A 17,612-nucleotide genomic window follows, 5' to 3' on the forward strand; every position below is an offset into this window, starting at 1 on the left:
AATTACTAAGCTGTTTTAACCACAACAACTTCGTAAACCTTTTGTGTCTTGCCATTTTCGTTAGCAAGGATCGTCAGTTTCTTACCGATGTTGATTGTCAAAGGAATAACGGCCGATGGAGAACCACTCACCAAGTCCTGTGAGTATACACCATCAATATACAATTTCAGCGCATGAGAAGCTGCTGTTGCTGTAATTGTAGTTGACGTGGCGGTTACGCCACTGAAAGTATAGCTGTAATTGTTGTTTGAAAATGCCGGTGATAATGTACCACCAGCACCGGAAAGTCCAAGAGCAGACAGTCCAGTACTTGGTGTTGTGACCAACGAAGGAGCTCCTGAGACTTTAATTGTCGCTTCAAAGCCGATCGCTCCCTCTACCTCAACACCTGTTGTCTTAAAGCCTGTTACCCCTCCAGTGAAATTCCATGACGCTCCTAAAGCCGGTGGGAAAATGATCGCATATGAATCATTTGTTCCATTGTTAAAAGCATTATATAGCGCCATTTGACCGAGTGTATCCGATGGGTCAAAGAACCCAACAACACTAACCTCACCAGCATCTTTAAACCCGGGAATAGACTCTTTATAGCCACCTGGACTGGAGAGGGTTGTAACGTCAATCGAGTCTGACTGCATCTCAGGTGGTGTGATGGATGTGATCGATGCTATATTATTAGCTCCAATCGTTAGTTTCGTCCCCATTGCTCTTTGTACCAAATTAACAACCTCCTATAAATAAACTTGAAACGGAATTGTGGACCGATATAAATCAGGCTCAACGTCATAACCCTCTTGTGGTTCAGAGAGAATGACATCTTGTACATATAACGTTCCGTCGCCAATAGCCCGGGTTTGAAAACTGATAATAGACTCAGTGACGAGTGAAGTTAGCTGCTTCATCTCCGGATAGGTTTTAGCTACAATGCTGACTTCTGCAGATATGCTTTTGCTGTTAATATAGCCAGTCAATGTTTTTAGCTTCACACCTTCATTCGAGACGTAAGCCACATAAGGAGCCGTCTTGTCTGCACTTACAACCAAAGGAAATACTTTGTTCGCCAATGCTGGAATCAACTCAATTTCAAAAGCCAAAGCTTCCTCGAATCTCAACTAACTCACCCTCTCTCACTAAGGATCTTATCAATTTCTTTCCCGGCTGTTTGAATAACCTGCTTCTCGATCTTGTCCGCATTATTCTCAATAGCATGCCTCAGATAGCGATAACCCGGCGTATAGTGTCCGTTGGTCGTCCATCCATACTCTTGCGAAGCTGGATAGTATGAGCGCTTGTTCGTCTTTGAAAGCTTGACGAATACGTCATTCATCTTTGGATCGATCATAACTCCATAAACCTTTTTACCGGGCTTCACCTTGCGCTCTGCCTTCATGATGACGCCCTTTTTCAGTTGACCGGTGTCTACCGGAGCATTTGACTTTGCGGCTTTCCTCGCGATTGCAGCACCCGCTCTAGCCGCCTTATTTGCGACCTTTTGAGGCACTTGTCCGAGTCGCCGCATGTCACGCTCAAGCCGTCTTAAACCATCGATATCTCCTCGTCGAGCCACTAAACCACCAACTTACAATAAAAAAGTAACTCTCGGTTTGATGATTGAACATTTATAACAGAAAGTATTTCGTAGACCTCAGTGCCATGTTGAATTCTCATAGTATTGTTTATTCCAGGTTGATACCTCGTTCTGAACTTCACTTCAACCAAACTCTGTATCGCTGCAGCGCTGAAATACTCTTTACCTATCAAGGGATCTTTGGAGGCTCGTATGGTCATGAAATCAATCCATTCATGGTTACTTTCACCAAATGAATTGCGACCCGGTTTCAATGTTTTTATCGTTATTGTCTGCTTCAACTTACCGGCGTTGATCATTTCGACGCATCATCCTCATCGTCGTTCCGAGGAGATTCATTTTTATCGACTCCCCCTCGCCCTGGACCTTTGCCAGTGTTAGGAGAAGCCTCCTGCTTCTGCTGACTTTTTTGTTCCTTCACTTCTTCGCCAAGGAAACCAAGTTCACGAAGATCATTACACCTTTGGGCGTTTCCTTCGTAAACAGAGTCAACAGGATAGTAAATACCATTACTTTTCTCGATAAATTCGACCGAAACAATGTGTTTTTTCATGTAATCACCTACTCTCATCAATCTTTAAGCTGTAAGATGATGCTTTCCAAGCTGAAATTCAGCTTGTCGATCTTCACTGAAGGATCCCGATTCTCGTAATGAAGGGATACATAGAGCATGACGGCCAGTGTATAACTGGCCCCATCCTGCTCCTCCACTCCCGCTTTTAGCAAATACTCCTTGGCTGCTTCAATTAGGAGAGCGAGGGTTAAATCATCCTCGCTCCCATCAATGCGCAGATATCCTTTCAATTCTCCCAACGAGAGCTCCATAAAATCACCCTTAATTAAGGCGTAGCAACCACTTTCGCGATGCGGAATGCGGATTTCAGCTTGATTTTGTGGTCAACCCAAGCTGTAAGAACGAACAATTCAATGCCGGTTTTAACGTCTTTGTCACGATCGTATAGCACTTGTGGGTCGTAGTTGATGTGGGAATAACGGAAGTCACCAACAATTGGTTTAGTTGCAGAATCGCAGAACACAACAGGCTTACCGAGAACTTGCTCAGGTTGCGCATTATAGAGTGTTGCGTTGCCATTTGCCAGCGTCTCGATAATATCCATGTAATCCGCATAGCGCATCATGATGCTTGCGTTTTCGCGGTAATCTTCATGCAGAGCTGCAATCGAGGCCTTGATAGCTTTATAAAGGTCAGACCCCACAACTTCGGTGATGCCATTTTGAGTGGAATAGAAGCTCATCAGCTCTTCACCTGTGGCCGGTGTTGTAGCAAAAGCAACTTTCTTCTCTTTTGCAGCAAGACCGCTTTGCAAAGCTTGGTCAACGGTTTGTACAAGGTTGGTGTCCGTAGCCGCCAGGATCGTCTCGGAAATAGGAACGAATACCTTGAATTTGTGTCGACCAAACGTTACAACATCACCATCGGCTTTTAGTTCTTTAGCCGTGGCTGTGTCAGCAATGAAATCATCATTAGTGTCGAGCGTGAAGGTTACTTTCGGGATTTCGAGATTAGCAACACTTGTCACCGTCGCAACATTACGCAACGGATTTTTCACGAACGGCTCATGGAGCAATTCAGTCGACATTGTGGATGGAAGGATCTTCTCTCCACCTGTGCTGTTTCCATCACCGAGAGCAGCTTTGATCTCTGGAGATACGGTTTTACCGCCGATAACCGCGCGAATCAGGGCTGCTTTAGCCGCAGCAACTTTCGATTTAGGATCAGCAACGTTCTCAATTGGGTTGCGTTGCAGGTTCTTCAGTTGCTCTGCTTCCATTTCGTCATGCTCTTTTTGCAGGATGTCGAAGCGAGCTTTCAAGTTGGACTCTTTCGTTTCCAGCGCCTTGATTGTATCGATGCTTGCATCCGGCTTAGAGGCTTCTGTCAATTTTTCTTGCTTTGCAGCAGCGTACGCATTACCGATTGTAACAAGGTCATTCTTAAGGTCGAATAAAGTTTTCATTTAAATACCTCCCAGGTATGATTTCAAATTTTGTAGTTCAAGTCTTGCGTTATTGGCAATTTCTTGCCGCTGTTGCTCTGTCAAAACCTTATTTTCAGGGGCGGCTACAGGCTCCTCTTTTGGGATAATTGCGGCCGGAACGTTACGGTATTTAGCTAAAAGCTTGTTATTGGCATGAGCCGCAACTTGCTTGGATTCCCCGACAACATCACAGAGTCCATAGTCAAATGCCTCTTGTGCAGTTAGCCAGGTCTCCGCTTCCATAAGTAAGATTAGATCGTCCTCAGAAAGTTTATCACCAGCTTTGGTGAGATAAGACTGTCTGATCGACGTATCAACCTTTTCCAACATGTCCGCGGCTTCACGAAGGTCTTTAGCGTTACCTGCGGTGTACATCCATGCATTGTGAATCATCATCATAGCGTTGCTTGGCATGATGATCGTGTCGCCGGCCATCGTAATTACGGATGCAATTGACGCTGCAAGCCCATCAACATGGATATTTACATGCGCCTTATGACGCTTGAGCATGTTGTAAATTGCCACACCTTCAAACACATCACCACCAGGAGAATTAATATAAACATTAAGTGTTTTCAACTCACCTAATGCGTCCAGTTCTCCTTTGAAACTTTTGGCTGAATGTGCGTAGTAGCCACCACCCCAAGAGGCAATTTCGAGGTAAAGGTAAAGGTCAGCTTCGTCACTTGTTTGATTTTTGAACTCCCAAAACTTCTTATTCTTCGCATTTTGCTTATCTGCCATTTTTATTATCACCTCCCCTACTTAATAATGAGTTCCCATCTATCACGCCAAATTGCCCACTTACCATTCGCGGTGACCGATAAAGTTTGTTGATCTTTAGGTATTGCAGTTGATGGCATAACAAAAAACATTGCCTCTTGCCCGATTAGTGCGCACAAGATAACAATGTCTGAAGATAGAGATAAGTCTTTTTTTATTCTTCCGTTCGGAAGTCTAATGTTGAATGCTGACTCCACCATGCCTGATTCGTGTTTGTTTGTTAATACGAAAGTCCACTTATTATCGAGGAATTTCGCTGTTTTCACCTCTACCCTTATATTTTTATTGACCAACAGATCATAAGGGTGAGTTTTCCCTTGCAATTTGTTCATATCGTCAACTTGAAAACCTAGATTTTCAAGTTTGGACTTAACAAGCGATTCACCCGCATCTCCGGAATGAGCCCGTGATTTTATGTCATGATATGACCTGAATTTCGTGACGGCTGTTCTGACCACCCCATACTTCTCGGCAATTTGACGGTCACTGAGTCCTTTGATGTGGTATTCTTGCCGTACAATATCCAATGTCAACACACTCATAAAATCACTCCCTAATCACTTGTTTTTGAAGCTTTTCGTTGGTCAATAGGTGTATCAATCGGGTATAAATCTCCACTGATATAAAGCTTCTCGCCGCCAGGCTCAGGAGGTTGTTCCAACATTGCGCGTACTTCGTTCGGCTTGTAGATACCAGAACGAATGGCTTTGAAGAATGCCTCCATTTGAGTAGCCATATCTGCACGCAGAAGAGCGCCGACATTGAACTTGTAGTAAAGTCCGGATCGGCGCTCCTGCTGGGTGAGCAACTTTCTATTAAATTCCTGTTCGTAATGCCTAACAATGGCTAGTAGTGTGTAGGTGACATACTCGAGACTCATTTGCTCCATGCTTGAGTAGCTGGCGCCTTCAGTCTCACCTAACATACTGACCGGCATATTAAATACTGTTGCGACGCGTGATCGAGTAATTTTTTCAACCTCAAATACCTTAGTATCGATAAATTTCTTCTCGATAGGTTCAATTTCAATCCCGGACTCCTGAATCAACACGCCGCCATTGTCTTTATAAAAGTCCTTGAAGTTAGCTATCACTTCAGCTTTCTTTTCCTTACCGACATGGGCTGCGTATTTCAGGATGAATGATGCATGGATAGCACCTTCCATCTGGCTTAAGCTAAACTCGCGAACCTCTCGGTCAAAGTCGATTGTATTCTTCAACACATCGATTGGACTAATGCCTTTATAACCGTTTTGAATCGTATGAATGTGCTTGACGTGAATCATATCAAGGTTATGGACGTAATAACGGCCCTTATCTCCGTCTATTTCATACCATAAGTCACCTGAATCCACTTCGATAATCGGACTAACACAGGTGGGATCCAGTATGAGAAGTTGCTCCAATTGTTGCATCCTGCCATACATCTTCAATGCATATCCATTACCGTGTACGTTTCTGTGCGTCTCGAGTATTCGAATGAAATCAAAACTGGTCATGTTATTGTTTGGTGCATTTGATATTTTGTCCGACACATCCGTTTGAACCGGGTTGAAGTCCCGGTAAAGTTTCAAGGGTAGCGTAGACATTGAATTAGAAAGCCGTGATACTGCCGCGAATATTGTCTCATTGTTGGCTAATTTACCACTAACTCCCCACTGGAAGATTGATTTCCCGCCACGAAACCACCTTGAAAAATTACCGTCAGTCACTTCGTTATAACTATTCCTGATTACACGCCAAGCAACTTTAGCTCTCTGCCATATATTCAAATTTCATCACCCCCTTAGCAGATCCTTGATAGATACAAAGTCAACATTCCCATTTAGTTCAGGCGCAGCCATACGCTTGATCGTTTCGGTGTGAGCGTTAAGCCACGCAGCAAAACCATCTATCTTCCGATATCTCCCCTGCTTTGTAGGTAACCAATTGCCATTGCGATCTTCGACCAACTTCACGTTGTTTAAATACCATCGTAACAACTTGTTATTGTTATAGATGACTTTTCCAGCAAGCAGAAGTTCCTTTATGTCCTTCAGCGGGCTATTCAGGGTGAGTGCTCCTTGACGGACTATCTCACAAACAAATCCAAAAGCCTTCAGATCCTCTACTAATCGATAAGCATTGGCAGGGTCGAAGGTTATTAGATCAATTTGGTATAGTTTCGATTGTTGAACAAACCAGTCATAGATGTATTTATAATCAACATAAGCACCCGGACAAATAGAGAGCAAACCCTCTTTTTTCCACTCCTCAAACGGAAGTTTTTCATTATCTAGCTTCACTTTTTTCTCAGGAACCCAGGAATGCGACAAAACAAAAACGCGTCCATCGTCGAGTGCGAACTCGAGACACGCGCTTGTAAAGTCCTCAGTTTGTGACAGGTCGAAACCGCCAACGCAGCTACGACCCCTCAATGTTTGTATATCGATGACCTTGTTGTTCTTCTTGATGACTTCGAAATCAATGAATGATTGCTCATCCGCTTGCACGAATAGGTTTAAGCGTTTTGTTATAAAGTCGTTTCGCTCTGCCGGGATGTGCTGCCGGCTTTCCCATTCCTCAATCAGCGTATCAATCTTCAATGTTGTTCCTAAGCTAGGGTTCGCCTTGATCCAGTTATCCGGATTGTTGAGATCATCATCCTCATCGAGTTCAGCCATGAAGTAAAAGGTACGCTCATCTTGTATCACACCATTCAGTACATCTGCACCCTTCTCGTAATAATCCATGAGTGGACCGTCGAGCTGGTAACCTGCAGTCGTGATATAAATCAACATCGGCTGCGATCTGGCCCCGGTGCTGTTCTTAATGACGTTGATTAGCTTGTAACCTTTGTACTCATGGATCTCATCGAAGACAGCGAATGATGCATTCTTACCATCAAGCTTTTTACTGTCGGTCGCAAGCGGTACGATCTTAGAAACAGTCTTACCATATCTGATTTCATGCAGCGTCGATTCAAAGTGACGATCAAGCAGCCTGGAGGCCTTAACCATCGCCTTGCATTCATCGAACAACTCTCGAGCCTGTTCTTTTGAATTGGCAAGTTGGAACACTCTGGCGCCATTCTCCCCATCCTTCGAGGCAGCATAAAGAGACAGACCACTAATCAGTGTGGTCTTCCCGTTTTTCCGGGCGACATAAACCAGACCTTCCTTGAATCTCCGGATCCCTGTATTCATATGAACCCAACCGTACAAGGAGCCGATAACGAAATGCTGCCACGGCTGCAGCTCAAGCCGGTCAAAGTCGCCCTGTGATGGTTTGCAGAACTGCTCGATGTACGTTACTGGCCTGTACCCTTTTTCTTCATCGAAGATATAAGGGAAGTTCTCATACCCTTGGCGCTCCAAGTCGTTTAAATGACGCTGACATGCCTGATAAACTTTTTTCGATGTGATGATTAAGTGAGCAACAACTGCTCTCGCATATGCCGTCGTTTTAAGCTTAGAATTTTTCGAATTCGTCTCGCTTGTCGCTGTCACCATCATTGTCGCCACCTTCCGACTTAACAAGGCCCGCGACCTTACGATCTGATGCCGGTGTAAGCTTGAGCTCAGCTTGCAGCTTTCGCTGCTGCTCAACGATCTTCAAAACTGCATCGACCGATTTGTTTGAACGGTACATTTCCTGCGTGCCGTTTTTGAACAATTCAACCGATCCGCGTTTCTTGATATCCTCAATGTGCGCTCGCTTCAACTGCTCAAGCAGCACCATATTATCAACCAACATAATCGTTCGTTCGCTTAGGTTGTTATCGATCTCGAGTTCTCTGACCAGAATTTTAAATAACTCCCTGGCAGCGACCGTCGTAATTATTGTTTTGGGTTTAAACATTGAACCCCCCCTCCCATACGAAAATTTAGTCTGCACCGAAAACGAATGTGGACACGCGGTCTTAGCCCTTAAATCATTTTAAAATCGAAAGGAGGGGGGCTTGAACAACTTTTCGACATCTAGAGTGTTGGATAGGTTCGATGCCTGTACGGCGCTCCTAGCGCTTCTAATGACGTGCATGTAATCACCTCACTTCACTATTTGCATTCGATTGGATGATGCGTGCAGCTCTTATCTTTACTTCTTTCGTTTCTTTACCGCCATGTTCTTTGTTGTGACATGGATGACATAGGCTTTCAAGATTATCTAACTCAAGTCCCTTACCTGGATCATCACGCAAAGGTACGATGTGATGGACCATATCTGCCGGCACTAATTTCTTTTGTTTGAAGCACCTTCGGCACAAGTAGTTATCCCTAGTTAGAGCTTGCTCTCGAACCTTCTGCCAGTCAGTTGAATTGTAGAAAGATTTTGAATCCTTATCACGTTTGAACTTATCGTAATACCGATCCTCCTCAGTCCTTCCTCTGTTGTTGCTCATGTTATCGGTGTCCAATCAAAAGGAGAGTCAGTATACCAACTTATGAACAATCTCCAGAGTAAGATAGGTACAGCAAGCGGATTTCCACCTGATACCAATACCGCATACATCAGCAATATCATCGTTAACAATATAGAGAATTTAAAGGCGTCACTTGTTAAAGCAAACCACCCAATAACTACCCAAACTATGAACGTATGCCATGTGTACATCCATATCATAGAGATCATTTAATCCACCTCTTTTCAGCAAAACAAAAAGCCCATCCTCGAAAGAATGAGCCTGTCATACTTACTTCCCTTTATAGCACCCTTGTTACTAAGGCGTTGTTTAAGACCGTGGAACTCACCGTCGTTCCACACCTCACTCGACCTTTTCTTACGAAAAGGCCATATATTTTAACTTCGTCGAATTAACATAAGGATCTTTAAAACACCGTCTTAGTAACTAAGTACGTATAAAGAAAAGGTCTTATTATTTTATAATGTAGGAAAAAATCAGCGGTTTTCAAATTCGCTCATATTCGTACAAAATCAGCCGTTTTTTAAATATCGGAGATACTCGATCTCACGAATACTTGTTCTCACGAACGTATATTCTTATTTTGCTATACGAACATCAGCTAAAGATTCTTTAATATTCGCCAAAATATCCTAGAAATTTCTTATAATTATTTATGAAGTCGGTACAAAGAAAGGAGGAATATGTATGCCGAATAAAAAGCAAACAAGCCCATCCGTCGCTAAAACTGCATCTAAGATTTTACGCGATGATCGTTACAGTGATGCTGCTAAAAAAGTAGCTGGAAGTGCATTATCACAAACAAAGAAAAAGTAATTTAGCCATCATACCTAACCACTAGCCCCCCGCTGGTGGTTTTATTTTCTTTCAACCGGCACTTCACCAAGAAGCATTATTGCCTGTTCCCTTCTCTCATCACTGACAAACCCTGAGTAATTCTTGCAATGAATCAAATGTGGCAGCAGTTGACCCATGTCGTCATCGTCATCAAGAATAATAAAACTCTCGATCGGTTGTAGCTTGAACTCATCCATAAACAACTGTATCTCTTTGCCGCGGATCTCCCAGTCAAGCACAGGAGTTTTGCCAATCACATGCTTGTCGAGATCGTACCAGGAAAAGAGCTTCTTAATTTCTTTGATCGATAAACCTTTTCTCCAAGTCGACGAAAGAACAATCTTGGCGCCGGTCCGTTTAACCACTTCACGCAAATTACGAACAGCAACCGGGCAAAACTCCTGCATCATGTGCAATCTGCTGCGGACCATGTAATTTCTATGATTCATGACACCATCAATGTCTAGGAAGATCAGTTTCAAGACTTATCGCCGTCCTTTTGTTTTGTACGAGAACGAATTTTAAAGACGCTAAGAATTACGGTCAAGATCACATACGTCCAAAACCCGCTAACCTCGAATCCTGGCAAATACGCAGACAAGAGCAATAGTTTGACCGGAGTCAAAACCAGTCCGATTATGAATAGAATTACACTCGTTACGCATCCGACTCCAACAGAAATGGCTAGAAGGCTGATCACGAATAACCAAGTGAATAGATAGCTTATTACCACCATGAAACAGGTTGCCAAGATCATAGTTTTAGTACTGTCAATGTGAACATGCTCGCTGAAATAGTTAGAACTAACCCAAAATACAGCGAATGTAATCAAGGCATTTACTATACTTCTCACGGATTCAACAACCTTTCAAGTCTATTTCCATTCTTTTGGATCTTCTACTCTTTTAACAACATACTCAACGCCATCAACTGTATATGACCAACTTCTCAAATATATGTTTCTCCTAAAATCCTTTGTAAGCAGCCACCAAGCAATTTTTCTTAATAACCTATTCATTCTCACTAACCAGCCTATTCAGATACCATTGCGCCTTTTTCAAATCCTCAAGCCCGTTCTTATGTTCGAATCTTGATGTGTACTTAATCACATTCCCGAGCAGAAAACCGTTGAATGCCTCTTTGGACATTTTTAGCTTCATGTATTCAATTGGTTCCATGCCGCCGACTTTGTAATGATCTGGTTTGATGTTGTCTTTTGTAACAGTCTTAACTCCAGCCGCTGCAAATGCGTTCTTGATGGCTTCTACAATGCTCTGTCCATTTAACGGAAGGATCTTCTCCGTTCCTAGATTCACTTTAATTTCGTCAGGATTAATAATACCGCCTTGAGCCAACTTCGATCTTTCACTCATGATTATCTTCGCCCTCCCTCTCGATCCATCATATAAAGCCCGTATCGCCATTCTTAGCCGCTTTCACAACCAAAATGAATTATTCGACTGTCGAACCATTAAGATTCCTTAGACGCCATTTTAAGAGCCTGTCTTTTCCCTTCTTCCAAACCCATCTGATATCCATGCCGATATCCCTCACTATAGATGCCGGCATCGTGTGCCTTTTCAGCTTCCCTGAGCTGCTTTGGCTTCTTCTTCTCGCGTTTTGGCTTGTTAGATGACAAATGGAATCACCTCGTAAAAGGAAGTTAAAACCGCACTTAAAGAGTGCAACGAAGGATCATTTCACTTTCTAAATGCAGTTTTATAAAACGCGGTCCTGAGTCATCCTACGGAGATAGTTTTTACAGGACCGCAGATCGCAACGAGCAGGTTTTACTCGTCTGAAAAGCAACCATTAGATTTTTTAGTCACTCGCTGCGATAGTTATGTTGTAGCGCACAGCAAAGGCTGCAGTCTCACCCCGGTAATTGTACAGAGTGCTCGCCGTGCGCAGCTCAACATAGAGGAAACAAGAGAAGGCGACCATCCCCGCGAAAATAAAATGAGCAGGGCTTATGCGCGGCCATCAGTGCGTACTTCTCTCACCAATGCAGCGGCGCTGCCTGCTTACCAAATGTTTTTTTCGGGTGTTGCCCTCTTCTTGATTTCCTATGATATAAATATACCATGGTTAAAACCAAATGGCGGCGTTCTAAGAGCGGGAAAACCACTTTCTTTTTACGTACAATCTTCTGCATTGTCGAATTTTTCTTTCAGCTCTCTTTTTAATTTCTGCTCCATGTGCAACTTGAGCAAGCCACGTCTTTGGAGTGCTTCATTTCTTTTCATCATAAATTTAAATGCTTGCCGCTGCGGGGTGATTGGGCCGCCGAAAGGTGTGTTCCTAGTCAAAGTAATCACCATCTTCTCTTTTGGTTTCTGTGAATCACAACAGGTCACAGGAAAGGTCACAAAAGAGGTCACAAAAGCTGATTAATGAATAGAATTATTCAGGAATAGGCAGAATTACACAGAACGAATAAAATCGCTCAAACGCTTGTCCTTCCTGAGTTATCCCTATGAACAGAGGCATTATACACTTGTCCGATTTTCCGGTATTACGTTTGCACCGCACATGATATAACCTTTATCCGTCGTCACCACCAGCAACGTCGTCTTGGGCAATTTGACCTCTATGGCAATTGCAGTATGTCCCTCCAGAGTAATGGGTTCTACGCGCATCATGCTCTGCACAGCTCCTCTTTGCAGTCTTACGGTAGTATATGCGCGTGCGGCTAGTACGGTGTGATAGTTCGCTGAAAAGAATTTAACCACGTCGCAAAACGAATCTATATTTGGGTACCATATTCTGATATAGTTAGATGACGAGCAATTTTTCTAGGCTGCAAGGAGGCCATATGAGTCAAGGAAAACCAAACCACACAGGTCATTTATTTACCGTTGAAATTCTAGTCGAAGAGGCCACGAACGGTCTTGCCATGGAAAAGCTCCTTCATCTATTGAACACCCCGTCGGTCAAAGATTATCGAATCGTCAAAGGCATCGAGCTCGGCAAATTAATTGAACTGAACACGACTAAAGAGAGCACGCCTCCCTCACATACAAGCAAAAAGGCAGCAGCAGCTCCCCCTCCTGCCGCTCCGGCGCCCCCCGCAGCAGTACCCGCGGCTAGCGAAGCCGCCGATCTCATCATTAAGCAATTGGAAGGCTTCAAAGCGAACAACACGCTGATCCGGCTTACGGTCATCAAGGGCCAGGGCATCAAGCTGAATCTTCCTTGCCGGATACTCAATTACGACAGCAGCAACCAGAACGTGACCGTTTATCACGTGGACGAGAAGAAAGTGTATTCCTTCAAACTGAACGAAATTGACGACTACGTCGCCTTCTAGCCCACGCATAAGGTGAGCCCAATCCGTATCGGATCGGGCTCACCTTATTTGTTATTTGGCCGGCGCAGCAACACCTTCAGCCAGCATGCTCTCCAGCTCCTGCGCGTTCACAGGCGGACTGAACCAATAGCCCTGCACTTCGTTGCATCGGTTCTGGTGCAGGAAGTGCAGCTGCTCCTCGGTCTCGACGCCTTCGGCGATAACCTTCAAATTCAGATGGTGGGTCATGGCGATGATCGTTGCGACGATCGCCGCGTCATTCGGGTCCACCATAATATCGCGAACGAAGGAACGGTCGATCTTCAGCTTATCAATCGGGAATTTCTTCAGATAATAGAGAGAGCTGTACCCCGTTCCGAAATCATCGATACTGACGTGCACGCCCAGCTCCTTCAGCTCCAGCAGGGACTGAATGGCGTGGTCGACGTCCATGGTCATGCTCTCGGTGATCTCCAGCTCCAGATACTGCGGGTCCAGCCCGGTCTGGTCCAGCACGTGCGATATTTTACCCTTGAGATTATGCTGGAAAAACTGTCTCATCGACAAATTCACGGATATCGGCATCTTCGGAAAGCCCATGTTCTGCCAGGCTTTGTTTTGCTTGCAGGCCGCGCGCAGCACCCATTCGCCGATCGGCACAATGAGCCCGGACTCCTCGGCGAACGGAATGAAATGGTTCGGAGAGATCAGCCCCTTCTCCGGGTGCTGCCACCGGATCAACGCTTCGGTGCCCACAATGCGTCCTGTTTCGATGTCAACCTGCGGCTGATAAAATAGGACGAACTCTTCTCCGGCAATCGCCCGGCGCAGTTCATTCTCCAGCTTCAGCCGGTTGAGCGAGACGGATTTCATGTCGGTGTTGAAGATTTGGAAATCGTTGCGGCCCTTCTCCTTGGCCCTGGCAAGCGCAATGTCTGCATATTTCATCAGCATATCGGCATCTTCCGCGTCTTCGGAGGAAATGGCGATTCCGATGCTTGCCGTAATATGTACTTCGTACTGTTCCAGCAGAAACGGCTTTTCCAGTACGCGGTTAATCTCTGCGATGACGGCGATAGCATCGTTGGAGTCCGCTACATACGAGTAGAAGAACGCGAACTCATCACCTTCGGTCCGCGCCAGATAATCGTTCTCCTTCACACAGCGCATGAAGCGCTCGGCCAGCTGCAGCAGCAGCATGTTGCCGTAATCGTAGCCGAAGCTGTCGTTCACCAGCTTGAAGCGGTCGATGTCGAGGTAGAAGACGGCCACCTTAAATCCCATTGATTTGCTCATGCCGAGCCGCTCGTTCAGCTGGTCCCGGAACAAGCGCCTGTTCGGCAGACCCGTCATATCGTCATAATAAGCCATATACCGGACTTGCTCGTCTCCGCGCTTGCGCTCCGTAATATCCTGGCAAATCAAAATATAACCATGGACACCGTTCTGCAAGTCAACGGGCACGGCCGTCGCCTGCAAATCCACGCGATAGCCGCTCTTATGCGAGACCGTCGTTTCGAAGGAAGCCGAGGTACCGCCATTCGCCTGCTGAAGCTGCTTGCAGGTCAGATCAAGCTGTTCTTGGGACACGAACCGGCTGAAGGGCTGACCGATCAAATCCGCGGCGGAGTAGCCGAGCATCGTTTCGGCCGCTTGATTGATCCGAATGAAGGTCCCCTCCTGATCGAAGATCCCGATCGCATTCGGATTGTGTTCGAATAAAGAATCCAGCACATGATGGTACGCCGGACCTTGCATCACCGGTTCTGACGGCGGCCGGGGTTGCCCGGTCGTCCTGAGCAGCTGCGCGACTAGCGGCATTGATGCAATCAAGCAGATCCATGCGGCATACGGCTTTACATAAAGGCTTACGAATATGGCCACGAGTACATACGCGCCGATATAGAGCCTGTTTCTCACAAGATTGCCTCCTCTTGCTGTCTCCCTTAAAGGAATAGGAAGCGTCACACTGACTACAGTTCCTTATCCATATGGCGTGTGATCTATTCGACACACGTCCGTATCTTCGAAACCTTATTTCTACATGAGTCGAGCTTTTTCCTGCATATCTGTCATGAATAAAGAAAAAAGAGTCGGATTTCCCAGACTCTTTCCATTTCTTTTTATTTTAGCGCAGCAATCGCCAGCAAAACCCAACCGACAAGGAAGCTTACGCCGCCAAGCGGGGTAATCGGTCCAAATATTTTGAGCCCGGTCAGGCTCAAGGCATACAAACTGCCCGAGAACAAAATAATGCCGATAAAGATCAGCCAGCCGGATGCATTCACCAAGGAAGTGCTGGCCAGCTTGTCGGACAAGATGGCAATCGCCAGCAGCGCGACCGCATGAATCATGTGATAGTGGACGCCGGTCTGAAAGACATCCAGCTTCTCAGGCGTTAGTTTCCCTTTCAAAATATGCGCTCCGAAAGCGCCAAGCGCGACAGAGAGAAAAGCGTTCAAACTGCCGAGCAATACAAATAGTTTCATCATGCTCGTTTACTCCTTTTCCTTACGGCACTCGCAATCATTCCACTTCGCCGATATCATGTTGGCCGACGATCAGGCGAACCGGCTCCAGATAGACTCTCGTGACCGACGGTTTTTTTATCAAATCGATTTCAATATCTACAATTTTGTTGCGCGCGGTTTTACCTTCTCTACGATCGTACACGACATCGAACTGTTTAAGACCCAATTGATTCATGAGAACAGAAGCGCCGATGGACAAGCTGATGCCTTCAAATTCCCCGTGCTCGAACAACACCTCGGATAAAATCTCTTCATTCATGTCCACGATCGTAACATACTGGCAAAATTGGTATTTCATCAAAAGCTGCCCCCTTTGAATAATAGCTGAAATAACCATTTCGCCGAAAAATGTCGAAAGTCCTGCTCTTTTCAATTATTACCCGAAATGTTCACAGAAAACCCAATAAATAGATGACAATCGGTATCGTAAACATACTTAACAGCGTGGATGTAAACACGGCCTGAGATGAGAACTCCGCTTCGTTCTCATACTCAATGGCGAGCAGCACGCTGCTGAGCGACGTCGGTACCGCACATGAAAGAATAAGCGCCTTGGCCGTCAATCCGTCGATCCCAAGCAGCCACACAACGAAGAATCCGATTAGCGGCGCAGCGGCAAGCCTTAATACGAGCGAGACGGCCACGTTGGAGAAGTGAAACTCCCACTTCATTCCCCCCAGCTGCACGCCAAGCGTAAGCAGTGCCGTAGCCATGAACGCATTGGCAATATACGTCAGCGGCAGATTGATAGAGGAAGGCACCGGCAGGTGGAAGTAGCGCAGCAGCAGCGCAAGCGGAATCATGTAAATGACCGGCAAGGACAGGATCGTCTTCATCGTGGCCTTCCAGTTTGATCTATGGGCATTCAGCGTATAGATGCCGTACGTGTTCGGAAGCAGCGTCTGCATAATCATGATCACGATTTGGATCGACAGCGTATACGCATTCCCGCCGAAAACGGTCTGGTTAAGCGGCAGCGCATAATTCGCGCTGTTATAGAAAATAACGCTGTTGCGCATCGCAATGCGCATTCCGCGCTGCAGCTTGCGAATCCGTATGTAAATCTCAATCAAGGCAAAAAGAAGGCTAAAGAAAAGGACGAAAAACAAGAGAACCTGCAGCAGAACGTGCAAGTTCATCTCGGATTCATACAGCTTGACGAAAACAAGAGCCGGTGAAAACACATAGAAATTGAGCTTGGATAATGTCTTGATGTCAAGATGAAAAGCACGATACATCACAGCCCCGATGGCGATCATAATCGAAATCGGCACGATGTTGTTAACTAAGATGTAGACAAAATAACCCATTTCAATTCCTCACTTAAATGAAGTTCCGTTACTGTAGTAGGCCTCTTTGGCGTAGGTCGTGAACGCAACCTCAACCTCCGGAATGCCGAGGCCAAGCACATGGTCGGTAATCGCTCCGGCTACGCCATCCCGGACCTCGTCTCCTCGTTCGAACCACGCGACTTCAACGAACGGGTACGCCTCTACCTGTTTCCCGCCGAAGACGGCGGCATGCTGGATACATTCCAGCGTGAAATTATCACGGTCACAGCTGCAAACAACTGCAAGCCGGTCGACCAGTGATTCGCTGATAGCGCAGAGCTGTTCGACGGTGATTCCTCTGAACGTTAATCTTGGCATGCTTCTAGCTCCAATCCTCTCAGCCGTGCGGGCTGCTACGTAGTTGATGCGTTGACGCTGTGGATGATGCGTTTCAACTGTACATTGAAGTTGTGAATTTCCTCCGGCGACAATCCGCTGGAAGCCAGCAGCGTCTGAGGAATGCAGAGCGCTCTCTCATACAAGGCAAGACCGGCTTCGGTAATGACAATGTTCACGACGCGCTCGTCTTGCGCGGATCTCTTCCGCTGCACGAGCTGCTGCGCTTCCATCCGCTTGAGCATCGGCGTGAGCGTGCCTGAATCCAGATCAAGCTTCTCGCTCAGCTCCTTGACCGTGCTCTCCTTCTGCTCCCACAGAACGAGCAGGACCAAATACTGCGGGTACGTAATGCCCAATTCTTCAAGAAAGGGGCGGTACATCCGGGTAATCGCTCTGGAACTTGCATACAAGCTGAAGCACAGCTGATTCTCTAGTTTTAAAAGTTCACTGCTGTCCATAACGAAGCTCCTTTCTCTTTGAGTCTTATTGCGAACAATCGATTTGCTTCCAATG

27 protein-coding genes are annotated in these 17,612 nt (G+C 45.8%); 3 read left to right on the forward strand and 24 right to left on the reverse strand.

The window, feature by feature from the left end:
- Positions 1-5: 5 nt before the first annotated feature.
- From PUT07_RS03270 to PUT07_RS03330, 13 genes are all read right to left on the reverse strand, one after another.
- The gene (locus PUT07_RS03270) at positions 6-719 is read right to left on the reverse strand and encodes a phage tail tube protein (RefSeq protein WP_274466347.1); all 714 of its coding nucleotides are present in this window, start codon (positions 717-719) and stop codon (positions 6-8) included.
- Positions 720-731: 12 nt separating this feature from the next.
- Positions 732-1,112 carry a DUF3168 domain-containing protein gene (locus PUT07_RS03275; protein WP_274466348.1) on the reverse strand — a complete coding sequence of 127 codons (381 nt, stop codon included), beginning with the start codon at positions 1,110-1,112 and terminating at the stop codon, positions 732-734.
- Between the two features lie 5 nt (positions 1,113-1,117).
- A complete protein-coding gene (locus tag PUT07_RS03280; RefSeq protein WP_274466349.1) occupies positions 1,118-1,567 on the reverse strand; it encodes an HK97-gp10 family putative phage morphogenesis protein in 450 nt (149 codons plus the stop codon).
- The gene (locus PUT07_RS03285; RefSeq protein ID WP_274466350.1) at positions 1,567-1,887 is read right to left on the reverse strand and encodes a phage head closure protein; all 321 of its coding nucleotides are present in this window, start codon (positions 1,885-1,887) and stop codon (positions 1,567-1,569) included. The genes PUT07_RS03280 and PUT07_RS03285 overlap by 1 nt, the downstream gene beginning before the upstream one ends.
- The gene (locus PUT07_RS03290; protein WP_274466351.1) at positions 1,884-2,141 is read right to left on the reverse strand and encodes a hypothetical protein; all 258 of its coding nucleotides are present in this window, start codon (positions 2,139-2,141) and stop codon (positions 1,884-1,886) included. Before PUT07_RS03290 ends, PUT07_RS03285 begins: the two co-directional genes overlap by 4 nt.
- Before the next feature lie 17 nt (positions 2,142-2,158).
- Positions 2,159-2,413, reverse strand: a complete 255-nt coding sequence (locus PUT07_RS03295; RefSeq protein ID WP_274466352.1) for a head-tail connector protein — start codon at positions 2,411-2,413, stop codon at positions 2,159-2,161.
- 14 nt (positions 2,414-2,427) lie between these two features.
- Positions 2,428-3,567, reverse strand: a complete 1,140-nt coding sequence (locus tag PUT07_RS03300) for a phage major capsid protein (protein WP_274466353.1) — start codon at positions 3,565-3,567, stop codon at positions 2,428-2,430.
- Positions 3,568-4,332, reverse strand: coding sequence for a head maturation protease, ClpP-related (locus PUT07_RS03305; protein ID WP_274466354.1), 765 nt, complete (start codon positions 4,330-4,332; stop codon positions 3,568-3,570).
- Between the two features lie 17 nt (positions 4,333-4,349).
- Entirely contained in the window at positions 4,350-4,913 is a 564-nt protein-coding gene (locus PUT07_RS03310; RefSeq protein ID WP_274466355.1) for a hypothetical protein, read from the reverse strand.
- A gap of 11 nt (positions 4,914-4,924) precedes the next feature.
- Positions 4,925-6,142, reverse strand: coding sequence for a phage portal protein (locus PUT07_RS03315; RefSeq protein ID WP_274466356.1), 1,218 nt, complete (start codon positions 6,140-6,142; stop codon positions 4,925-4,927).
- 6 nt (positions 6,143-6,148) lie between these two features.
- Positions 6,149-7,864 carry a terminase large subunit gene (locus tag PUT07_RS03320; protein WP_274466357.1) on the reverse strand — a complete coding sequence of 572 codons (1,716 nt, stop codon included), beginning with the start codon at positions 7,862-7,864 and terminating at the stop codon, positions 6,149-6,151.
- A complete protein-coding gene (locus PUT07_RS03325; RefSeq protein ID WP_274466358.1) occupies positions 7,821-8,210 on the reverse strand; it encodes a P27 family phage terminase small subunit in 390 nt (129 codons plus the stop codon). The genes PUT07_RS03320 and PUT07_RS03325 overlap by 44 nt, the downstream gene beginning before the upstream one ends.
- A gap of 184 nt (positions 8,211-8,394) precedes the next feature.
- Positions 8,395-8,751, reverse strand: a complete 357-nt coding sequence (locus PUT07_RS03330) for an HNH endonuclease (protein ID WP_274466359.1) — start codon at positions 8,749-8,751, stop codon at positions 8,395-8,397.
- Between the two features lie 708 nt (positions 8,752-9,459).
- On the opposite strand from PUT07_RS03330, the gene PUT07_RS03335 reads away from it, so the two are divergent.
- Positions 9,460-9,588 carry a hypothetical protein gene (locus tag PUT07_RS03335; RefSeq protein ID WP_274466360.1) on the forward strand — a complete coding sequence of 43 codons (129 nt, stop codon included), beginning with the start codon at positions 9,460-9,462 and terminating at the stop codon, positions 9,586-9,588.
- A 41-nt stretch (positions 9,589-9,629) separates the two neighbouring features.
- On the opposite strand, the gene PUT07_RS03340 is transcribed toward PUT07_RS03335, so the two are convergent.
- From PUT07_RS03340 to PUT07_RS03350, 4 genes are all read right to left on the reverse strand, one after another.
- A complete protein-coding gene (locus PUT07_RS03340) occupies positions 9,630-10,091 on the reverse strand; it encodes an HAD domain-containing protein (protein ID WP_274466361.1) in 462 nt (153 codons plus the stop codon).
- Positions 10,088-10,462 (reverse strand): phage holin family protein, encoded by a 375-nt coding sequence (locus PUT07_RS35545; protein WP_379239563.1) that lies wholly within the window; start codon positions 10,460-10,462, stop codon positions 10,088-10,090. Before PUT07_RS35545 ends, PUT07_RS03340 begins: the two co-directional genes overlap by 4 nt.
- A gap of 157 nt (positions 10,463-10,619) precedes the next feature.
- Positions 10,620-10,982 carry a DUF3310 domain-containing protein gene (locus PUT07_RS03345; protein ID WP_274466362.1) on the reverse strand — a complete coding sequence of 121 codons (363 nt, stop codon included), beginning with the start codon at positions 10,980-10,982 and terminating at the stop codon, positions 10,620-10,622.
- Between the two features lie 98 nt (positions 10,983-11,080).
- Positions 11,081-11,248 (reverse strand): hypothetical protein, encoded by a 168-nt coding sequence (locus PUT07_RS03350; RefSeq protein WP_274466363.1) that lies wholly within the window; start codon positions 11,246-11,248, stop codon positions 11,081-11,083.
- A gap of 347 nt (positions 11,249-11,595) precedes the next feature.
- On the opposite strand from PUT07_RS03350, the gene PUT07_RS03355 reads away from it, so the two are divergent.
- Positions 11,596-12,003 (forward strand): hypothetical protein, encoded by a 408-nt coding sequence (locus PUT07_RS03355; RefSeq protein WP_274466364.1) that lies wholly within the window; start codon positions 11,596-11,598, stop codon positions 12,001-12,003.
- Positions 12,004-12,098: 95 nt separating this feature from the next.
- Here PUT07_RS03355 and PUT07_RS03360 read toward each other — a convergent pair whose 3' ends face one another.
- Entirely contained in the window at positions 12,099-12,251 is a 153-nt protein-coding gene (locus PUT07_RS03360; protein WP_274467510.1) for a hypothetical protein, read from the reverse strand.
- A 173-nt stretch (positions 12,252-12,424) separates the two neighbouring features.
- On the opposite strand from PUT07_RS03360, the gene PUT07_RS03365 reads away from it, so the two are divergent.
- On the forward strand, positions 12,425-12,919 hold the full coding sequence (locus PUT07_RS03365; RefSeq protein ID WP_274466365.1) for a hypothetical protein: 495 nt from the start codon (positions 12,425-12,427) through the stop codon (positions 12,917-12,919).
- A 51-nt stretch (positions 12,920-12,970) separates the two neighbouring features.
- Here PUT07_RS03365 and PUT07_RS03370 read toward each other — a convergent pair whose 3' ends face one another.
- The 6 genes from PUT07_RS03370 to PUT07_RS03395 form a co-directional block, all read right to left on the reverse strand.
- Complete coding sequence (locus tag PUT07_RS03370; RefSeq protein WP_274466366.1) at positions 12,971-14,818, reverse strand: EAL domain-containing protein; 1,848 nt, start codon at positions 14,816-14,818, stop codon at positions 12,971-12,973.
- A 203-nt stretch (positions 14,819-15,021) separates the two neighbouring features.
- A complete protein-coding gene (locus tag PUT07_RS03375; RefSeq protein ID WP_274467445.1) occupies positions 15,022-15,387 on the reverse strand; it encodes a DUF423 domain-containing protein in 366 nt (121 codons plus the stop codon).
- A gap of 37 nt (positions 15,388-15,424) precedes the next feature.
- The gene (locus PUT07_RS03380; RefSeq protein WP_274466367.1) at positions 15,425-15,727 is read right to left on the reverse strand and encodes a hypothetical protein; all 303 of its coding nucleotides are present in this window, start codon (positions 15,725-15,727) and stop codon (positions 15,425-15,427) included.
- Positions 15,728-15,818: 91 nt separating this feature from the next.
- The gene (locus tag PUT07_RS03385; RefSeq protein ID WP_274466368.1) at positions 15,819-16,739 is read right to left on the reverse strand and encodes an AEC family transporter; all 921 of its coding nucleotides are present in this window, start codon (positions 16,737-16,739) and stop codon (positions 15,819-15,821) included.
- A 9-nt stretch (positions 16,740-16,748) separates the two neighbouring features.
- Positions 16,749-17,078: a DUF1904 family protein gene (locus PUT07_RS03390; RefSeq protein ID WP_274466369.1), complete on the reverse strand. Its 330-nt coding sequence runs from the start codon at positions 17,076-17,078 to the stop codon at positions 16,749-16,751.
- A 35-nt stretch (positions 17,079-17,113) separates the two neighbouring features.
- The gene (locus tag PUT07_RS03395) at positions 17,114-17,557 is read right to left on the reverse strand and encodes a MarR family winged helix-turn-helix transcriptional regulator (protein ID WP_274466370.1); all 444 of its coding nucleotides are present in this window, start codon (positions 17,555-17,557) and stop codon (positions 17,114-17,116) included.
- Positions 17,558-17,612 lie beyond the last annotated feature (55 nt).

Source organism: Paenibacillus sp. MAHUQ-63 (genome assembly GCF_028765165.1).
Classification (GTDB): domain Bacteria; phylum Bacillota; class Bacilli; order Paenibacillales; family NBRC-103111; genus Paenibacillus_E.